The organism is Rhodococcus sp. KBS0724 (assembly GCF_005938745.2).
GTDB lineage: Bacteria > Actinomycetota > Actinomycetes > Mycobacteriales > Mycobacteriaceae > Rhodococcus_F.
Genome location: NZ_VCBX02000001.1, coordinates 164465 through 180371, shown reverse-complemented (window position 1 = coordinate 180371; position 15907 = coordinate 164465). Strand labels below are relative to the sequence as shown.

Annotated in this window: 16 protein-coding genes; 6 read left to right on the top strand and 10 right to left on the bottom strand. The window is 62.1% G+C overall.

What is annotated here, in order from left to right:
• Positions 1-48 precede the first annotated feature (48 nt).
• The 3 genes from FFI94_RS00815 to FFI94_RS00805 are packed head-to-tail and all read right to left on the bottom strand — an operon-like array spanning position 49 to position 3151.
• Complete coding sequence (locus FFI94_RS00815) at positions 49-1239, bottom strand: AI-2E family transporter (protein ID WP_138871319.1); 1191 nt, start codon at positions 1237-1239, stop codon at positions 49-51.
• Positions 1229-1801, bottom strand: coding sequence for an HdeD family acid-resistance protein (locus FFI94_RS00810; RefSeq protein WP_138871318.1), 573 nt, complete (start codon positions 1799-1801; stop codon positions 1229-1231). Before FFI94_RS00810 ends, FFI94_RS00815 begins: the two co-directional genes overlap by 11 nt.
• Before the next feature lie 18 nt (positions 1802-1819).
• Positions 1820-3151, bottom strand: a complete 1332-nt coding sequence (locus FFI94_RS00805; protein ID WP_138871317.1) for a DUF1254 domain-containing protein — start codon at positions 3149-3151, stop codon at positions 1820-1822.
• Positions 3152-3295: 144 nt separating this feature from the next.
• Between FFI94_RS00805 and FFI94_RS00800 the strand changes: the two genes are divergently transcribed.
• Entirely contained in the window at positions 3296-3823 is a 528-nt protein-coding gene (locus FFI94_RS00800; RefSeq protein WP_138871316.1) for a peptidase, read from the top strand.
• Positions 3824-4117: 294 nt separating this feature from the next.
• Positions 4118-4861 carry a TMEM165/GDT1 family protein gene (locus tag FFI94_RS00795; RefSeq protein ID WP_260683773.1) on the top strand — a complete coding sequence of 248 codons (744 nt, stop codon included), beginning with the start codon at positions 4118-4120 and terminating at the stop codon, positions 4859-4861.
• Here the strand turns inward: FFI94_RS00795 and FFI94_RS00790 are convergent.
• Complete coding sequence (locus FFI94_RS00790) at positions 4790-5803, bottom strand: ABC transporter substrate-binding protein (RefSeq protein ID WP_138871315.1); 1014 nt, start codon at positions 5801-5803, stop codon at positions 4790-4792. The genes FFI94_RS00795 and FFI94_RS00790 overlap by 72 nt on opposite strands.
• The gene (locus FFI94_RS00785; protein WP_260683772.1) at positions 5800-6840 is read right to left on the bottom strand and encodes an ABC transporter substrate-binding protein; all 1041 of its coding nucleotides are present in this window, start codon (positions 6838-6840) and stop codon (positions 5800-5802) included. The genes FFI94_RS00790 and FFI94_RS00785 overlap by 4 nt, the downstream gene beginning before the upstream one ends.
• Before the next feature lie 138 nt (positions 6841-6978).
• Between FFI94_RS00785 and FFI94_RS00780 the strand changes: the two genes are divergently transcribed.
• The 4 genes from FFI94_RS00780 to FFI94_RS00770 all read left to right on the top strand — a co-directional run bounded on the left by FFI94_RS00780 (position 6979) and on the right by FFI94_RS00770 (position 10165).
• Complete coding sequence (locus FFI94_RS00780; RefSeq protein WP_138871314.1) at positions 6979-7701, top strand: FadR/GntR family transcriptional regulator; 723 nt, start codon at positions 6979-6981, stop codon at positions 7699-7701.
• Positions 7698-8348: a sterol desaturase family protein gene (locus FFI94_RS00775; RefSeq protein ID WP_138871313.1), complete on the top strand. Its 651-nt coding sequence runs from the start codon at positions 7698-7700 to the stop codon at positions 8346-8348. Before FFI94_RS00780 ends, FFI94_RS00775 begins: the two co-directional genes overlap by 4 nt.
• A 144-nt stretch (positions 8349-8492) precedes the next feature.
• Positions 8493-8666, top strand: a complete 174-nt coding sequence (locus FFI94_RS33525) for a hypothetical protein (protein ID WP_185993102.1) — start codon at positions 8493-8495, stop codon at positions 8664-8666.
• An 86-nt stretch (positions 8667-8752) separates the two neighbouring features.
• The gene (locus tag FFI94_RS00770) at positions 8753-10165 is read left to right on the top strand and encodes an amidase (protein WP_138871312.1); all 1413 of its coding nucleotides are present in this window, start codon (positions 8753-8755) and stop codon (positions 10163-10165) included.
• Between the two features lie 20 nt (positions 10166-10185).
• Here FFI94_RS00770 and FFI94_RS00765 read toward each other — a convergent pair whose 3' ends face one another.
• Genes FFI94_RS00765 through FFI94_RS00745 form a run of 5 tightly spaced genes read right to left on the bottom strand, consistent with a single transcriptional unit; the run spans position 10186 to position 15858 of the window.
• The gene (locus FFI94_RS00765; RefSeq protein WP_138871311.1) at positions 10186-12384 is read right to left on the bottom strand and encodes an acyl-CoA dehydrogenase; all 2199 of its coding nucleotides are present in this window, start codon (positions 12382-12384) and stop codon (positions 10186-10188) included.
• Between the two features lie 4 nt (positions 12385-12388).
• Entirely contained in the window at positions 12389-13255 is an 867-nt protein-coding gene (locus FFI94_RS00760) for an SDR family oxidoreductase (protein ID WP_138871310.1), read from the bottom strand.
• Between the two features lie 41 nt (positions 13256-13296).
• Positions 13297-14187, bottom strand: a complete 891-nt coding sequence (locus FFI94_RS00755) for a MaoC/PaaZ C-terminal domain-containing protein (protein WP_138871309.1) — start codon at positions 14185-14187, stop codon at positions 13297-13299.
• A 6-nt stretch (positions 14188-14193) separates the two neighbouring features.
• Complete coding sequence (locus FFI94_RS00750; protein WP_030535858.1) at positions 14194-14625, bottom strand: SRPBCC family protein; 432 nt, start codon at positions 14623-14625, stop codon at positions 14194-14196.
• Positions 14626-14667: 42 nt separating this feature from the next.
• Entirely contained in the window at positions 14668-15858 is a 1191-nt protein-coding gene (locus FFI94_RS00745; protein WP_138871308.1) for a lipid-transfer protein, read from the bottom strand.
• Positions 15859-15907 lie beyond the last annotated feature (49 nt).

Sequence of the window (15907 nt, the reverse complement as noted above, 5' to 3'; positions counted from 1 at the left end):
TCTGGAGTAAAGCTGGCAGTCTCCTGTCAATCTGAAAGCCAGACTGCGTCAATCTGGAGTTTGCTCGCTATTCACACTGGGCTTTTCTTCCGGCGGTTTCTCGTCCAACTCCGGTTCGGCCACCGGATCAGCTATCGCTTTGACCTCTTTGGGACCACTGATCAGGATGTCTGCCCACCGGGTTGCCGGATCGATGTCGAGCAGGACGGCTTTCACCAAGAGTGAGAGCGGTATGGCGAGCAATGCGCCGAGTGCTCCCAGCACCCAGGACCAGAAGATGAGCGAGAGGAAGGTCATCGTGACCGACAGGCCAACTGCGTCACCGACAAACTTGGGTTGAATGATGGATTGGATAACGAAGTTGATGACGGAGTAGACGACAATTACCCACACCGCCAGCCAGGGCCCGCCCTGAAGCAGTCCCAGAAGCGCCGGCGGAATCACTCCGATCACAAATCCGATGTTCGGGATGTAATTGGTGATGAACGACAACAACGCCCACAGCACCGGCAGTTGAATCCCCATCAACCACAGGGCGCCGCCGTCGAGCACTGCGACGATGAGTCCGAAAACCGTGGACACCACCAGATACTTGCGAGTCCCCTTCGCAAAAGTGGAGAGAGCGTACGAGATTTCGGGGCGCTCTTCGGCCAGGATATGCAACCTCGACCGGATGCTCATGCCGTCGAAAGCCATGAACAGCAGCAACGCGAGAATGAACACGAGGTCGGAAAGCACCCCGAGTAGTCCTTCGAGCGCTGTTTCGACGACACCCAGTAGTTTTGTGAGATCAACGCTGCTCACCGTGTTTTGGATCTGCTCGGTATCAACTCCGAAGTCTGCCAGGCTGCTTCGACCCTGATCCAGGAGCTCGCCCATCTTGTCGGAGTATTCCGGCAGGATGGTGGCCAGCTGAGCCGTCGACACAACCAACGACGCAGCCAGCCCGATCAGGATCAGATACACCGTGACCAGAGCGCCGAGCATGCCGAGCCACTTCGGCCATCCGTGCTTCTGCGCCCAATCCTGAATCGGTTGAACGGCAATGGTGAGCATCAGCGCAAGAAAGACGGGGCCGAGGATCCCGCTGAACCCCTTCATCCCGGCCACCGCAACCACGGTCGCGGCAGCGCCGAGCAGCACGATCAGCCCGCGCGGAATCGACCAATGTTCGCTGCCGGTAACGGTTGGTGTCGGAGCGAGGACGGGAACGGGAGCGGGTGCCCGCTTAGAGAACACCAGCTTCCTTTGCCCGACTCCTGATCTGGAACGCACCGACGATCATCAAGACGCCGAAGAATATTGCGTACCAACCGAGCAACCAGGTCAAGCCGATGATGCCTTCACCAGGGAAGATGAGCAGTATTACTCCGAAGATCACGGCCAGCACCGACGCCGCGAGTAGCCATCCCCACCCGGAGCCCGGCAATCCCTTGAGCTTGAAAGATCCAACAACGCCGAGGATTCCGAACAGGATCGCGTAGAACGCGATGATGTACAGCAGGACAACTGCTGTGATTCCGGGCCACACCAGTGCAACAACACCGGCGGCCACAGACACTACGCCGGTGAAGACGAACCATCCCCACGAACTGAGATGGGCGCGGTCGCGGATTGCCCGCACCAAGGTGACCACGCCGTCCACGATGGAGTAGATACCGAACAGGAAGACCAAGGCCACCACGGTAATTCCCGGCCACACCAGGGCGATGATGCCGAAAATCACGCCGAAGATTCCGCGGACCAGGATCATCCACCAGATCTCTTTGCCGTACAACACGAACGGGTTCGTTGCGACCATCAGTAGCCTCCGAGCATTTCAGTTCGTCGGACGAATACCCGGTGCCGTCCACGATCCCGAGAGCACCGAAGCCTTGGGCCAATACAGTCGCAAGAATACGTTGAATCCGTCTGCCGGGCTGGGTAACCAGTTCTTTTCCTTCTCGCCGCCCGGAGACTCATGTTGAATGTAGATATTCAGGGAACCGTCGTCCTCGTACTCGAAGTCACTTCGGTCACCGATGGCGTAGCGATCAATCGGATTGTCCACGAAGAACTGTCGCTCGTTCATCATCGTCAGAGACCAGAAACCTTCGACCGGCGGCAACTCGTCCTCATCGAAGTGCAGGACGTAGTTCTTCTCCCCGGTCAGCGCATTGCCGTCGATGTCGGTGGTGGCATGCGGATACACGGCGTCCGCGTCGAGGTTGGCGCCGAATCCCAGCCACACGATCAAAGCCCGCTGCGCATAATGTGTTCCGTAATGCCCCAACCCGCGGTGCATGGTCCAGCCGTTTTTCGGGGAGCTTTCGGCATCGACCGCAATCTTGCGCAGCACGTCCATGCCGCTGCGAGCGGCGCGGTCCAAAGCGTCACGAACTTCGGGTGGCCGCGACGCCCACGCGAGTCCCGACCCGATGCCGATGTCGCCGAGTTGATTCATGATCTCGGAATCCTCGGGACGCGGTGGATTGTCGTCGAGCAACGCGTCGAGTGCGGTGAAGAACGCTTGTCCATCCATCGCGGCAACCTGGTCGACCGGGGGCGTGAAGGAGTCGACAGTGGGATCGACGGCGCCTAGTGGCGCCGTGTACCCCTCCTTGTTGTCCGTCCACTGCGACAGGGGTGTCAGCCGGGTTCCGTCCTGCAACGTGTGCACTGCGGCGAGGTCGGTGCCACCCGATGTGGCGTAGCGCGCCACTATCCAATTCATCGCAGTCGGCGAGCGGAGAAGCGTCATACCTCTCGGCACTTCGCCATTCCATTTCGGACCTGCCACGACGTACGGTCCGCCGGTGCGACCGACTGTTCGTGAACCGGGCACGGTGAAGACATCGCTCCACGCGTCGAGGATCGGGACCAGCCAGTACCTCGTCCCGAAGTCCGGCAAGGTCAAGACCTGCGGTTCGGTCCGTAGGTCCAACCACGCCGACGAGTACAGAGTGTCCGCGTTGGGTGAGACCACATCCGTGAACGACGCGTCCGGGGTTTCCCGCGCATACGCAAACTGGTTGAGCGGGGCTTTCATGCCTCGGGGAGTCTCCGTTGCCGTCATCACGTCCCGTGAAACCGCCGCTATCAACAGTGGATATCCGAATATCCAGGCCTGCGTTGCCAGATCATCCAACGACGAGCGCTTCGAGGCAGTCATGCCTGGTGAATACCACCGCCCTCACCTGCGCAAACCACACTGGCACTCACCCACTCTTGTGTGCCAGCGGTGGTTAGGCGCATATTTTAGCTACCCAACGATGTGTGCCGGACTTACGTGTCATCACCTCGGGGAGGAACAGAGATGAATAGAAATGAAGCGATAGGCATCTCACCGTTCCAGCGAGCCGGAGCGTTGCAGGGATTTGTCATTTCGGGGCGTTGGCCCGATACCACCAAAGAATGGGCGCAACTGCTCGCCTTGGCTGTGCGGGTCGCGTCACTCCCCGGCTTGTTGCCCACCACGACGGTATTCGGCGTGCACGAGGATGTCCCGGATGATCCACAACCGGGCACTGTGGGGTTGGTGATGGCCGAAGGACCGGTTCTCGGAGATTTTGCTCTGCCACCCGGGCGTTTTTCCGAGCATCAACCGCCGGCGCTGATCATGCTGCACCCGCCCTCCGAAACGACGCCCAGCCTGCCGGAATGTGAGGGCAGCGCCTCTGGGTGCGTCCTCCTTCCTGGCCTGCCGTACCTCGGCTTGGACCACCGGGCCGCGTGGGTGGAAGCCGAGGCGGACGGGACGGTTGTCTCGATGATCAGCCGAGTGGGCATCGATCCGATCAGCGATCCCGACACCGCAGTTTTGGCAATGCTCCTCGCCTGCTGACGGTAACGGTAAGCGATAAGTTCGGTCTCCCAAACTTGCTGTGCGCTTTGCCAATTCGCGCAACACAGGCTACCCTCGGTAACAACGAAGGGGAGTAGCCCCCAATCGCCTGTGTCGACATACTGGTTCGACGCGTTCCGCCGGGTGCGAATCGCGAAGCACCCGGCCTGGCGAACCGAAGGTCCTGCGGCCTCGGTGGGCGAGACCTTCGGCCGGACAAGCGCACCCGTTGCGTCTGCCCAGGCCGGAGGCTCGCATTTTTCCTCCGACCTACACCGACCGGAGGAGTAAACCTTGCTTGCCGCAATACTTTTGAGTTTCGGCGTCATCTTCGTCGCCGAACTCGGCGACAAGTCGCAACTGATGGCAATGACATTTGCCTTGCGCTATCGCTGGTGGGTTGTTCTCGGCGGTATCACCGTCGCCACCACCCTTGTTCACCTGGTTTCGGTCGCTGTCGGCCACTACCTCGGCGTCGCGCTTCCCACCGCGGCAATTTCCATCGTCGGCGGTATCGCGTTCCTGATCTTCGGCCTCTGGACCCTACGCGGTGACGATCTCACCGAGGACGAGCAGAACAAGGCCGGACGCGTCACCCGGTCCGCCTTCATCGCCGTCGCGTCGGCGTTCTTCCTGGCAGAACTCGGCGACAAGACGATGCTCGCCACCATCACTCTCGCGGCCGACAACGACTGGGTCGGCATCTGGATCGGATCCACCGTCGGCATGGTGGCGGCCGACGCGTTGGCCATCATCGTGGGCTCGGTGCTGGGCAAGCACCTTCCGGAGGGATTCATCAAGATCGGTGCGGCAGTGCTGTTCTTCGTCTTCGGCGTCTGGCTGCTGCTCGAAGGTATCTTCCCCGAGTCGTCTGCCGGCATCATCGGCGGCGGAATCGTCCTCTCAGTGTCCGTGGCGGGTGCGCTGGCCCGGATGATCTGGAAGCGCACCCACCCGAAGCCGCCTTCAGAGCTTGGCTCTGATCTTTCCAACGATCGGCTGGAACTGCTCGAGGAAGGTAAGAGCCCAACCGAATGAGGCGACGCCCTCGTAGTCGAACGAGTACACCTGCCCGTTCTTGACGGCGCGCAGACGCTCGAAGATGGTGTCGCCGGCCAACTTCTCGTTGATGGGACCCTTGCCGCTGTTGGTAATGATGACGTCGGCTTCGTCGAGTAGCTCCAGCTGCTCTTTCGGGAACCACTCGTTGGTGCCGGCAGGGAGTGCGAGCGAGCGGTCGTTGAACTGGAATCCGGCCTCGCTGATGACAGTCGTCTGATACTTGGTCGGCGAGTACAGCGAGAAGCCACTCTCCTCGAAGTACGTGGTGTACACCACCTTCACCTTGCTCAGCACGTCGGCATTGTCGCTGCGGAACTTGGCAATCCGCGCTTCGTACCTATCGGCCAGCTCTTCGACCTTCGCGCTCTGGTTGAGCGCATCCGCGACACCGCGGGCACGATCTTTCCACGCGTACTGCCCTTCTTCGGCAAAGACCGCGGTCGGAGCTATCGACCGGATCTGCTCGTAAAGATCCGGGCTGGTCTCCGCAAGACGGTCGGTCATCACGATCAAATCGGGCGAGAGCGCCGCGATCGCCTCGGCGTTGGGCCCGTACCAGCGCCCGACCTTCGGCAGAGACTGCAGAGCAGACGCATACGGCTCGGGGATGCCGTCGGTGTTTTCGTAGTCCACCGGCAGTCCGACGGGGGTGAAACCGGCGTCGACCATCGCGGGGCCGGTGTAGTAATCGGCGCTGACCACCCGCTGCGGGTTTACGGGCACCTCCACCTGGCCGTTCACAGTGGTGATCGTGCGCATTTCTCCCGCTGCCGGTTCACCGGAGCTGGTACCGCAGGACGTGAGCAGCCCGATCCCGGCCAATGCGCCCGCCCCGAGGAATCCACGACGGGTAAGCGCGGCAGTGATGCGAGCGAACTCGGCATCGGTATCGAGAGTCGGCCGGAGAAGTGATGTCATGACAGTGCCTCCAACGCGCCGGATTCGAGTTCGCTGAGCCAATTGATTGCCGTGCCGTAATCGGTGACCTGAGTGCTGATTCCGAAAGACTGCCCGGACGCGACCGCGGGGATGCGGCTCCACAGCGGGCTGGCGAAGATAGATTTCATTCCCGCAGAATCGGTTCCGTCGGGTTGCTTGGGGTAGACGACGACGGTGACGTCCCGCAGCATTTCGAGTTGTTCGAGCGGGAAGGCTTCGAACCCGGTGGATGGGCGCAGATCCGGAATGAACTCGCCGCGGGTGACGTCGAGGTCGGTGAGCATCGCTCCCGTGACACCGGTCGGGTACAGGATCGAGAAGAGTCCTTCCGAACCTCCGATGGCAACCTGGGCCCAACGGTTGTCACGAAGCTGGTCTGCGTAGTCGGTGCGGAGTCGCTCCTGCATCGCCTGATACTTCTCGCGGTTCGATGTCAGCGGTGAACCCTTGTTGACCGCGTCTGCCACGCCTTCGGCGACAGTGCGCCAGTCCGAACGGTTCGTGCCCGAATACACTGCTGTGGGAGCGATTTTCGAGAGCTCGCGGAACATGTCCTCGTCGATCTCGTACGCATCGCCAACGATGAGGTCGGGGGCCGCAGCAACAACGGCTTCGCGATTGACCTGGAGGAAGACGCCAACGGTGGACAATCCGTTGACAAAAGTCTGCTGCGCCGGCGTGAACTGGTCGATGTATGCGCTGTAGTCCAACGTCGCAACTGGTTGCGCTCCGACGGCCTGCAACTGCCACGGCGTGTTGTAGGAGACCGCGACGATGCGCTGCGGATCGACGGGGACGCCCACGGGGCCGTAGTGCGTCTGCACCGTCCGAGTTTCGCCGTCCGGACCGCCGCTGTCTTCTCCGCTGCTACACCCGGCAAGAGCGAGCATGGACAGTGCGGCGGCGCTTCCGCTGAGAAAGCCGCGACGCGTCAAGGCTGCAGTGATGCGAGCGAACTCGGCATCGGTATCGAGAGTCGGCAAGAGAAGTGGTGTCATCGGCTTCCTGACGGTCATTCGAATTAGGGTCGCCTAAAATTACGCTCACCTGCGGCGTTACGGTGAAGCTTGTTGGCCAAGCGCTGTTTCTTTCACGCCAACCACAACTGGTCTGACCACTTGACCTCTTGCCAGTGCGCAGCCTATCGTCAGTACATGTTCCAACCCGTTGCACGTACCTCGGCCTCCGGCGCAGTGTTCGATCAGATTTCGGTGAAAGTGCTGGCCGGAGAACTTGCGGCGGGCGAAAACCTCCCGAGTGAGCGCAAGCTTGCCGAAGCATTCGGGGTCTCGAGGCCCGCGGTCCGAGAGGCAATTCAGAAGCTCGCCCAGGCAGGACTCGTCGAGGTCCGGCAGGGCGAGTCCACGTCGGTGCGCGATTTCCGACGCCAGGCCGGACCGGAACTTCTCCCCCAATTGCTGGTGCGCGACGGCGTCCCCGACCTGACCGTGGTGCGCAGCGTTCTCGAGACTCGCGAGTTGATGGGGCCGCAGATCGCAGTGCTGGCCGCCCGTCGCATCTCCGCGGAATCAGCCGCAGAACTCGACGTGGCCGTGGAACATCTTGGCGCCAAAGAAGATCCGGTAGAACTGCAAGACCTCGCGTTAACGTTCTGGGACATCGTTGTCGACAGCGCGGATTCCATTGCCTTCCGGTTGATCTTCAACAGCCTGCGCACAGCGTACGAACCGGCCATGACGGCACTCGCCGCCGTCATGGTTGCCGAAGTCGGTCAGACCGAACTGTATCGAAAACTGGCCTCCGCCATCACTTCACACGACGAGCCCACCGCCGAAACACTGGCAGCGAAGCTGCTCCACACCGGCACCACAGCCGTTGGCGACGCTCTCACCTTCCTGGAAGGACTGGATCCATGAGCAAGCCCGTCACTCTCGCCGATGCCGCACAGACGTTCCGCAAGTCACCGACGCCGTGGATGATCGGAACCATGCTGCTGGCTGCGGCGGCGACGCGCATTACGCTGGGCAACTGGCAGATCACCGACGCACTCGTTCCGCTCGTGATGATCGCCGCGTTTCCGTTCGTGGAGTGGATCATTCACGTCTTCGTACTGCACTGGAAGCCACGTACTATTGCCGGCGTCACGCTCGATTCACGGCTGGCCCGCAGCCATCGGGAACACCATTTTTCCCCGCGAACCGTCTCACTCATCTTCATTCCGTGGCAGACACTTCTGATCGTGATTCCCGTCCTGACGGCAGTCGCCTTCCTGGCGTTTCCCCGCATCGAACTCGGCCTCACGTTCCTGACCTGCATTTCCGTGCTGGGCCTTGTCTACGAGTGGACTCACTTCCTCATCCACAGTGACTACAAACCGAAAACTGCACTCTACCGGTCGGTTTGGCGCAATCATCGCAACCACCACTTCAAGAACGAGCACTACTGGTTCACAGTCACTACCGCGGGAACCGCCGATCGCGTGCTGGGCACCTACCCCGATCCCACATCAGTCGAAACGTCCAAGACCGCGAAGAACCTGCATGGTACCGCCTCGAAGCTGTGAAGAAATGACGGTTCCTGGCCCCCAGCTGGCAATGAACTTGAACTTGACTGTGTATCAGCAATTTTCGTTGAAACTCGCTCGAACCGTGCTTAGTGTCAATGGAGTCAGAAGTTCGAAAAACGCTGTTACCAAAGGACACAACACATGTTCAACGATGTATTCAACAACGTCATCCACCCGATGGTCACGAACTTCCAGCAGGGCGGTCCGGGCCAGTTCATCCCGCAGGGCACGCTCCAGCAGTTCATCCCGCAGCAGTTCCTTCCGCAGCAGGCACCTCAGGCGGCCGAGCACGTCACGAACATCTTCGGAAGCTGACACTTACATCTCGATATCGGCACCATGCAGGTCGCTCGTCCAATACTCTGGACGGGCGACCTGCCGCCGTCTATCAAGGATTCCCCATGAGCGCCAACCCCCAAGTCCACGCCTTCACCGACGACGCCCTGGGCGACCTCGACGCCACTGGCGTCGCCGCCCGGATCGAATCGGGTGAGGTGACCGCACGGGAAGTCCTGGAGGCGTCGATCGCGCGCGCCGAGGCTGTTCAAGGGCAATTGAACGCCCTGGCCTGTACTGATTTCGATCGTGCCCTCGCCAGGAGCAACCGGCCAGCCAAGGGCGCCTTTGCCGGAGTTCCCACCGCGATCAAGGACAACACCGACAGCGCCGGCCTTCCCACCCAGCAGGGCAGCAAGGCCTTCACCGCGGTCCCCGCCAAGGCTGACAGCGATTTCGCGAAGCAGTTCCTCTCCACCGGGGCCAATTCGATCGGCAAATCTCGGCTGCCCGAGTTCGGATTCAGCGCGTCCACCGAGTACATGACGGAAGAACCCGTACACAACCCGTGGAATCCGGCGTACTCGCCGGGGGCTTCCTCGGGTGGCGCGGCCGCGCTTGTTGCTGCCGGCGTACTCCCGATCGCGCACGCCAACGACGGCGGTGGGTCAATTCGTATTCCCGCTGCTGCCTGCGGACTGGTCGGACTCAAACCCACTCGCGGACGTACCGTCGCCGATCCGGCCGACAAGTCGATGCCGATCCGGCTGATCGCACAGGGCGCCGTCACCCGAACAGTTCGCGACACCGCCAGGTGGATGTCAGCGGCTGAAAGCTATTACCGCAATCCACGACTCGCGCCGGTTCGCCTGATCGAAGGACCCAGCTCAACCCGATTGCGCGTCGGCGTCATCACCGATTCCGTGACCGTCACCAAGACGGACGACGAGACGCGTAAGTCCGTCGAGGCGACTGCGGAACTCCTTGCAAGCCTTGGCCATCACGTCGAGGATGCCGCATTGCCCGTCGGCCCGGAATTCATCAACGACTTCAGCATCTACTGGGGTTTCCTGTCTTTTGCCATCTCCACCGGTGGTAAACAGATGCTCGGACCCGACTTCGACAAGTCCGGCACCGACAATCTCACCAAGGGCCTCTACACGCTGTACCGGAAGAACCTCGCGAAGACGCCGCGCGTGCTCTACCGCTTGCGACGCCTCCAGCAGCAGTACAGCGCCATGTTCTTGAAGTACGACGTCGTACTCTCGCCGGTACTTGGTCACACCACCCCCGAGCTCGGATACCTCTCCCCCGCGCAGCCTTTCGAGGAACTCTTCGACAAGCTGATCGCGTACACGTCGTTCACGCCACTGAACAACATCTCCGGCGGTCCGGCGATTTCGCTACCGCTGCACCAGACCAGCAACGGTTTGCCGTTGGCTTCGCATTTCTCCGCCGATCTCGGCGACGAGCGCACGCTCCTCGAATTGGCCTTCGAACTGGAAGAGGCTCAGCCCTGGAGACGAATCCAGGACTGAGCCCCACCCGGTAGAAACTGTCAGTCTCGCGGCAACCCGAGCATGCGCTCACCGATAACGTTGAGCTGCACCTCGGTCGTGCCACCGTAGATGGTGGTGGCACGGCCCGAAATGAGCTGCTCCATCGCCTTGTCGCTGGGCTGACCTGGGATGCTGACCGCTCCGGCAGCACCCAGTTCGGCGACGACGAATTCGGCGATCGACTGGCTGATCTTCATCGCCAACAGCTTGCCGACGCTCGATGTGGTACTCACGTCGATTCCCGAAAGTTGCTTGAGCACAACGCGGGAGCCGATGAGGTCGATCGCCTGGCTCTCGGCCACCAGCTCGCCGACACGGTAGCGACCGATCGCGCTCAGATCTGCTGACTTCGCGAACTTCAGCAGATCGGAGTCCGAAGCGTACGCCTCCATCTTCTGGCTCAGCGCGACGCGCTCGCCGGCCAGCGTCGTGCGGGCGACGTTCCAGCCGTCATTGACCTCGCCGACCACGTTCTCGTCGGGGATGAAAACGTCGTCGAGGAACACTTCGTTGAACAGCGCCGAACCTGTCATCTCACGCAGCGGCCGGACGGTGATGCCCGGTGTCGACATGTCCAGGACGAAGTAGGTGATGCCCTGATGCTTCGGCTTGGTGGCGTCCGTGCGGGCGATCAGCATTGCCCAGTCGGAGAACTGAGCAACCGTGGTCCAGATCTTCTGACCGGTGATCTTCCAACCACCGTCGACCTTTTCGGCCTTCGTCGACAGTGACGCGAGGTCGGAACCAGCACCGGGCTCACTGAAGAGCTGGCACCACACCAGCTCGCCCTGCAGCGTCGGCACCGCCAGTTCTTGCTTCTGCTTGTCCGTGCCGTGAGCGACAACCGCCTGCACCGCCCAGCCACCCATGAGGAGCTGCGGCATCGAGATACCGGCAGCCTTGATCTCCTGGGAAATGACGATCTGCTCGAGCGGAGCGGCGCTGCGCCCGTACGGCTTCGGCAGGTGCGGCTGAACCCAGCCTCCGTCGCCGAGTGCAATGAGCTGGTCGTCCTCGTCGAGATCGACCAACGTGGCCAGCTCAGCTGCGATGCCGCCGCGGATCTTCTCCGCCTCTGGCGGTAGTTCGAGAACCGAGGCCCGGCTGACACCGTCGAGTGCCTGCTGCGCAACACGATTGGCACGATCCTCGCGGGTGCCGAGAATGCCACGGATCGAGAGCGTGCGGCGGTAGTACAGGTGTGCGTCGTGCTCCCACGTGAATCCGATGCCGCCGTGAACCTGCACGCAGTCCTGCGCTACCTGTACTGCGGCGTCCGGCACGATGACGGCGGCGATGTCGGCGGCAAAATCTGCTGTGTCGTCGCCCTTGTCCAATGCGCTTGCCGCATCCCACACCACGGCGCGGGCCTGCTCGAGCGCAATGCCCATCTGCGCGCACTTGTGCTTGACACCCTGGAACTGACCGATGGGTCGTCCGAACTGCACACGCGTCTTGGCATACTCCGACGCGGTGGAGACGCACCAGGACATGACGCCGACGTCTTCGGCGCCGAGAACTACTGCGGCAATGGACCGTACCCGCGCCTCGGTGAGACCGTCGAGTACCCGTTCGGCGCTGATCTGAACATTGTCGGCTTCGATTCGCGCACTGCCGCGCAGTACGTCGATGCTGTCCTGCACGGTGATCGAGACAGCGCTGCTCTCGAGCACCGCGTAGCGAACGCCCTCGGGCAACTGGACCGGGACCAGCAGCACGTCGGCATGTTCGCCGCCGAGCACACCGTCGAGTGCGCCCGTGACCGTGTACCCGCCGTCCGATGCCTCAGTTGCCAACGGTGCACCCAAGGCGACTGCTGCCGTTCGGCTTCCGTCGATCAGACCGGGCAGGTACTCGAGTCCCGCCTTGGAATCGGCGGCACCGAGAACGGCGCTTGCCAATACCGTCGGAACAAACGGGCCGGGAGAGACTGTGCGGCCCAATGCTTCCAGTGCCACTGCCAAGGTCAGCAGGCCGGCGCCGTGGCCACCCTGCTCTTCCGGAACCGCGAGCCCGAGAAGGTCCTGCCCGACGAGTGCCGTCCAGAACTGGGGGAACTTGTCCTCGGTCCGCGACTCCACGGCCGCGCGCACCTGCTCGGTGGTGATGGTGCGCTCGGCGAAGGAGCGCACCGAATCTGCAAGCGCGGTGTGCTCCTCACTCAGCCCGAGACCGAGTTCGTATGCGTTGCGTGCCATGCGCTTACAGACGTTCTGCGAGGTCGGCGGTGGTCCAGGGACCCTCGCTCTCGATGGTGTTCACACCGTGCCAGCCGGCGAGTTCCGTGATGGCCCCACCCTGAACGGCATACACCTTGCCGGTGAGCTTGCAGTCCGCCGCCGCGAGATAGGCCACGAGCGGCGAGATGTTGGACGGCGCAAACGCGTCGAACTCACCCTCGGGGACCTCGGCCGCGAAGAGCGCACCCATACCGGGTGTCGCCAGCGTCAGTCGAGTACGCGCGATCGGCGCAATGGCGTTGACGCGCACGCCGTATCGATCGAGTTCGTCCGCCGCCACCAGGGTCAGGGCTGCAATGCCTGCCTTGGCTGCGCCGTAGTTCGCCTGGCCCGCATTCGGCATGAAGGTACCCGAAGCCGAAGCAGTGTTGATGACCGAAGCATTGACGGTTTCTCCTGCCTTGCTCTGGTCCTTCCAGTAGGCGGCAGCGTGGTGCAGCGTCGCTGCGTGCCCCTTGAGATGCACGGCAATGACTGCGTCCCACTGGCTCTCGTCCATGCCGGCAATGAAGGCGTCGCGAAGGATGCCGGCGTTGTTGACCAGTACGTCGAGTCGCCCGAACTCACTGACGGCCTGCTTGACGAGGCCCTCGGCGCCGTCCCAGGTGGCGATGTTGTCGGTGTTGGCGACGGCCTTGCCGCCTGCGGCGACGATCTCGTCGACTACCTGCTGCGCGGGGCCGGCATCTGCACCGGAACCGTCGTTTGCTCCGCCGAGATCGTTGACCACGACGCTCGCACCCTCGCGAGCGAAGAGCAGCGCATGCTCACGGCCGATGCCGCGTCCTGCTCCGGTGATGATCGCTACGCGACCGTCGAGACTTCCCATCAGTTCAGATTCCCATCAGTTCAGTTGTCGGACATGAAGACTCAGTTGTCGGTGATGACAGCAAGGCCGTCCTTGATGACCAGGTCACCGACCGCGCTGGTTTCGTACGAGTACGACGTGGCTCCGTCTGCCGAACCCGACTTGTAGAACACCGTCTCGATGTCCTGGGTCGGGAGTACGGGCTTCGCGAATCGCACTGCGAGACGGCGCAACCGCTCGGTCTCGCCGCCCGCCAGTTCGGTCAGGGCTCCCCACGACGTGAACGCCATCGTGCACAGTCCGTGGTTGATAATTCCGGGGAGACCGGACATTCGAGCGATCTCTTCGTCGAGGTGGATCGGCATCGGATCACCGGACGCCGGCGAGTACCGGAACGTCTGGTCCTCGTCGATGTGCTGATTCACCACCGCTGCCGGACTGCCCGCACGAAGAGCGTCGTCGAATCGGTGTTCGGGAGCCTTCTCACCCAGGCCGGGACCCGCGTCGACCTTGCGGAAGAACGCCGTCATCCACTGCTCGTTGACCAATTCGCCCTTGTCGGTTTTGGTTTCGACGTAGATGACGACGGTGGAACCGTTGTCGCGACCCTCGAACCCGATGGGCTTAGCCCGGGCCACCAGATGGTCACCGGGGTAGATCGGACGGTGGAACAGGAAATCCTGCTCACCGTGAACGAGCTTCATTAGCAGTTCCACCGGTGCCACCGACAGCGCAGCGGGTGCCATCGACATGAAGACGGGTACCACCGCGAAGACCGGCGGAGCGATCTCGCCCAACAGATGCCGCTCGATGGGATCGTTGGTGGCAGCGGCGTATTCCGCGATGCGCTCGGCTGTCACCTCGAAGTGCTCCGGATCGGTCCAGACGTCCAGCCCGGAAGTATCGAATTCGACCGCATTGGTCTTCGGTGTTGTCGTCTTCGGTGTCGTCATCGAGCGTTATCCGACCAGCTCGGCGAACTTCGCCAGCGAAGCCTCGAGGTCAGCCTTGGCGTTCTTGGCGACTGCCTTGCCGATCGGCCCGACAATCATGGTGCCCTTGAAGCTGGCGTCGACGGTTGCCTTCGAGCCCGCACCGTCGGCCTCGACCGAGAGGATGAATTCGACGGTGACACCGGCCATTCCGGTTCCGGCGATCTTGACCATCTTCGGAACCTCGACCTCTTCGACGGTCCATTCGATCTTGTTGGCCATACCCATCACGGAGACGACCTCGGTGAACTTGGCGCCCAGCGCAACCTCCGTGGGGAGTTCACTCTTCCAGCCCTGGTGAATGGTGAGCCACTCTTCCCAGCGAGACAGATCGGAGAGCGCATCCCAGGTCTTCTCGGGGGACGCGGGCAGTACGGCGGAGACGGAAACGGAAGCCATGATGAAACTCCTAGTGGGTAGCTAGCGGGTTGAGGGTGTGATTCAGCGTGCGTAGGGCTTGTATGCGGTCACGACAACTGCGCCGCCGAGGCCGATGTTGTGCTGGAGAGCAACCTTTGCGCCGTCGACCTGACGCTTGTCGGCGGTTCCGCGGAGCTGCCAGGTGAGTTCGGCGCACTGTGCGAGGCCCGTTGCTCCGAGGGGGTGGCCCTTCGAGATGAGGCCACCGGACGGATTGACCACCCAGCGTCCGCCGTAGGTGGTGTCGTCGGCGTCGACGAGCTTGCCACCGTCACCTTCGGCGCACAGTCCGAGCGCCTCGTAGGTCAGCAACTCGTTGGTGGAGAAGCAGTCGTGGAGTTCGATGACGTCGACGTCGGCGGCGGTGATCCCGGCCTGCGCGTATACCTTCTCGGCGGCCTTACGGGTCATGTCTGCGCCGACGAGGCTGATGGCGCTCTTGTCCTCGAAAGTGCTGTTCATGTCGGTGACCATGGCCTGTCCGACGATCTCGATCGCCTGAGCAGCGAGGCCGTGCTTCTCGACGAATGCTTCGCTGGCGATGATCGCCGCGCCGGATCCGTCCGAGGTGGGCGAGCACTGGAGCTTGGTGAGCGGCCCGTGAATCTGGCGTGCTTCGAGGATCTGCTCGAGGGTGTATTCGTCCTGGAACTGGGCGTACGGGTTATTCAGCGAGTGCTTGTGGTTCTTGACGGCGATCTTCGCGAACTGCTCGGCAGTGGTTCCGAAGCGTTCCATGTGCTCGACGCCGGCCGCGCCGAACATGTACGGAGCCGGCGGCATCGCGAACTCCTGCAGCTCGGCGAGAGCGAGGAGGTGCCGCATGAGGGGCTGTTCGCGGTCGTCGTAGGTGGATCCGAGCGACCCGGACTGCATCTTCTCGAAGCCCAGCGCCAGTGCGCAGTCGGCCTGACCGCTCTTGACCGCCTGCGTGGCGAGGTAGAGCGCGGTCGATCCCGTCGAACAGTTGTTGTTCACGTTGACGATGGGGATACCCGTCAGACCGAGCTCGTAGACAGCCCGCTGACCTGCGGTGGACTCGCCGTAGACGTAGCCGACGTATGCCTGCTCGACCTCGGAGTAGTCGATCCCCGCATCTTCGAGAGCCTTGGTACCCGACTCGCGTGCCATGTCGGGGTAGTCCCACTCACGGGCTCCCGGCTTCTCGAATTTCGTCATGCCGACGCCGACGACAAAAACCCTGTTACTCATTGCCACTCCTGAAGAGAACGGTATCTGTGTGTGACACGCTGTCCCACCA

Excerpts from the sequence above, each read along its gene's own strand:
- FFI94_RS00810 (WP_138871318.1), bottom strand. The coding sequence starts at position 1,801 with ATGGTCGCAACGAACCCGTTCGTGTTGTACGGCAAAGAGATCTGGTGG.
- FFI94_RS00805 (WP_138871317.1), bottom strand. The coding sequence starts at position 3,151 with ATGACTGCCTCGAAGCGCTCGTCGTTGGATGATCTGGCAACGCAGGCC.
- FFI94_RS00800 (WP_138871316.1), top strand. The coding sequence starts at position 3,296 with ATGAATAGAAATGAAGCGATAGGCATCTCACCGTTCCAGCGAGCCGGA.
- FFI94_RS00790 (WP_138871315.1), bottom strand. The coding sequence starts at position 5,803 with ATGACATCACTTCTCCGGCCGACTCTCGATACCGATGCCGAGTTCGCT.
- FFI94_RS00785 (WP_260683772.1), bottom strand. The coding sequence starts at position 6,840 with ATGACCGTCAGGAAGCCGATGACACCACTTCTCTTGCCGACTCTCGAT.
- FFI94_RS00780 (WP_138871314.1), top strand. The coding sequence starts at position 6,979 with ATGTTCCAACCCGTTGCACGTACCTCGGCCTCCGGCGCAGTGTTCGAT.
- FFI94_RS00775 (WP_138871313.1), top strand. The coding sequence starts at position 7,698 with ATGAGCAAGCCCGTCACTCTCGCCGATGCCGCACAGACGTTCCGCAAG.
- FFI94_RS33525 (WP_185993102.1), top strand. The coding sequence starts at position 8,493 with ATGTTCAACGATGTATTCAACAACGTCATCCACCCGATGGTCACGAAC.
- FFI94_RS00770 (WP_138871312.1), top strand. The coding sequence starts at position 8,753 with ATGAGCGCCAACCCCCAAGTCCACGCCTTCACCGACGACGCCCTGGGC.
- FFI94_RS00765 (WP_138871311.1), bottom strand. The coding sequence starts at position 12,384 with ATGGCACGCAACGCATACGAACTCGGTCTCGGGCTGAGTGAGGAGCAC.
- FFI94_RS00760 (WP_138871310.1), bottom strand. The coding sequence starts at position 13,255 with ATGGGAAGTCTCGACGGTCGCGTAGCGATCATCACCGGAGCAGGACGC.
- FFI94_RS00755 (WP_138871309.1), bottom strand. The coding sequence starts at position 14,187 with ATGACGACACCGAAGACGACAACACCGAAGACCAATGCGGTCGAATTC.
- FFI94_RS00750 (WP_030535858.1), bottom strand. The coding sequence starts at position 14,625 with ATGGCTTCCGTTTCCGTCTCCGCCGTACTGCCCGCGTCCCCCGAGAAG.
- FFI94_RS00745 (WP_138871308.1), bottom strand. The coding sequence starts at position 15,858 with ATGAGTAACAGGGTTTTTGTCGTCGGCGTCGGCATGACGAAATTCGAG.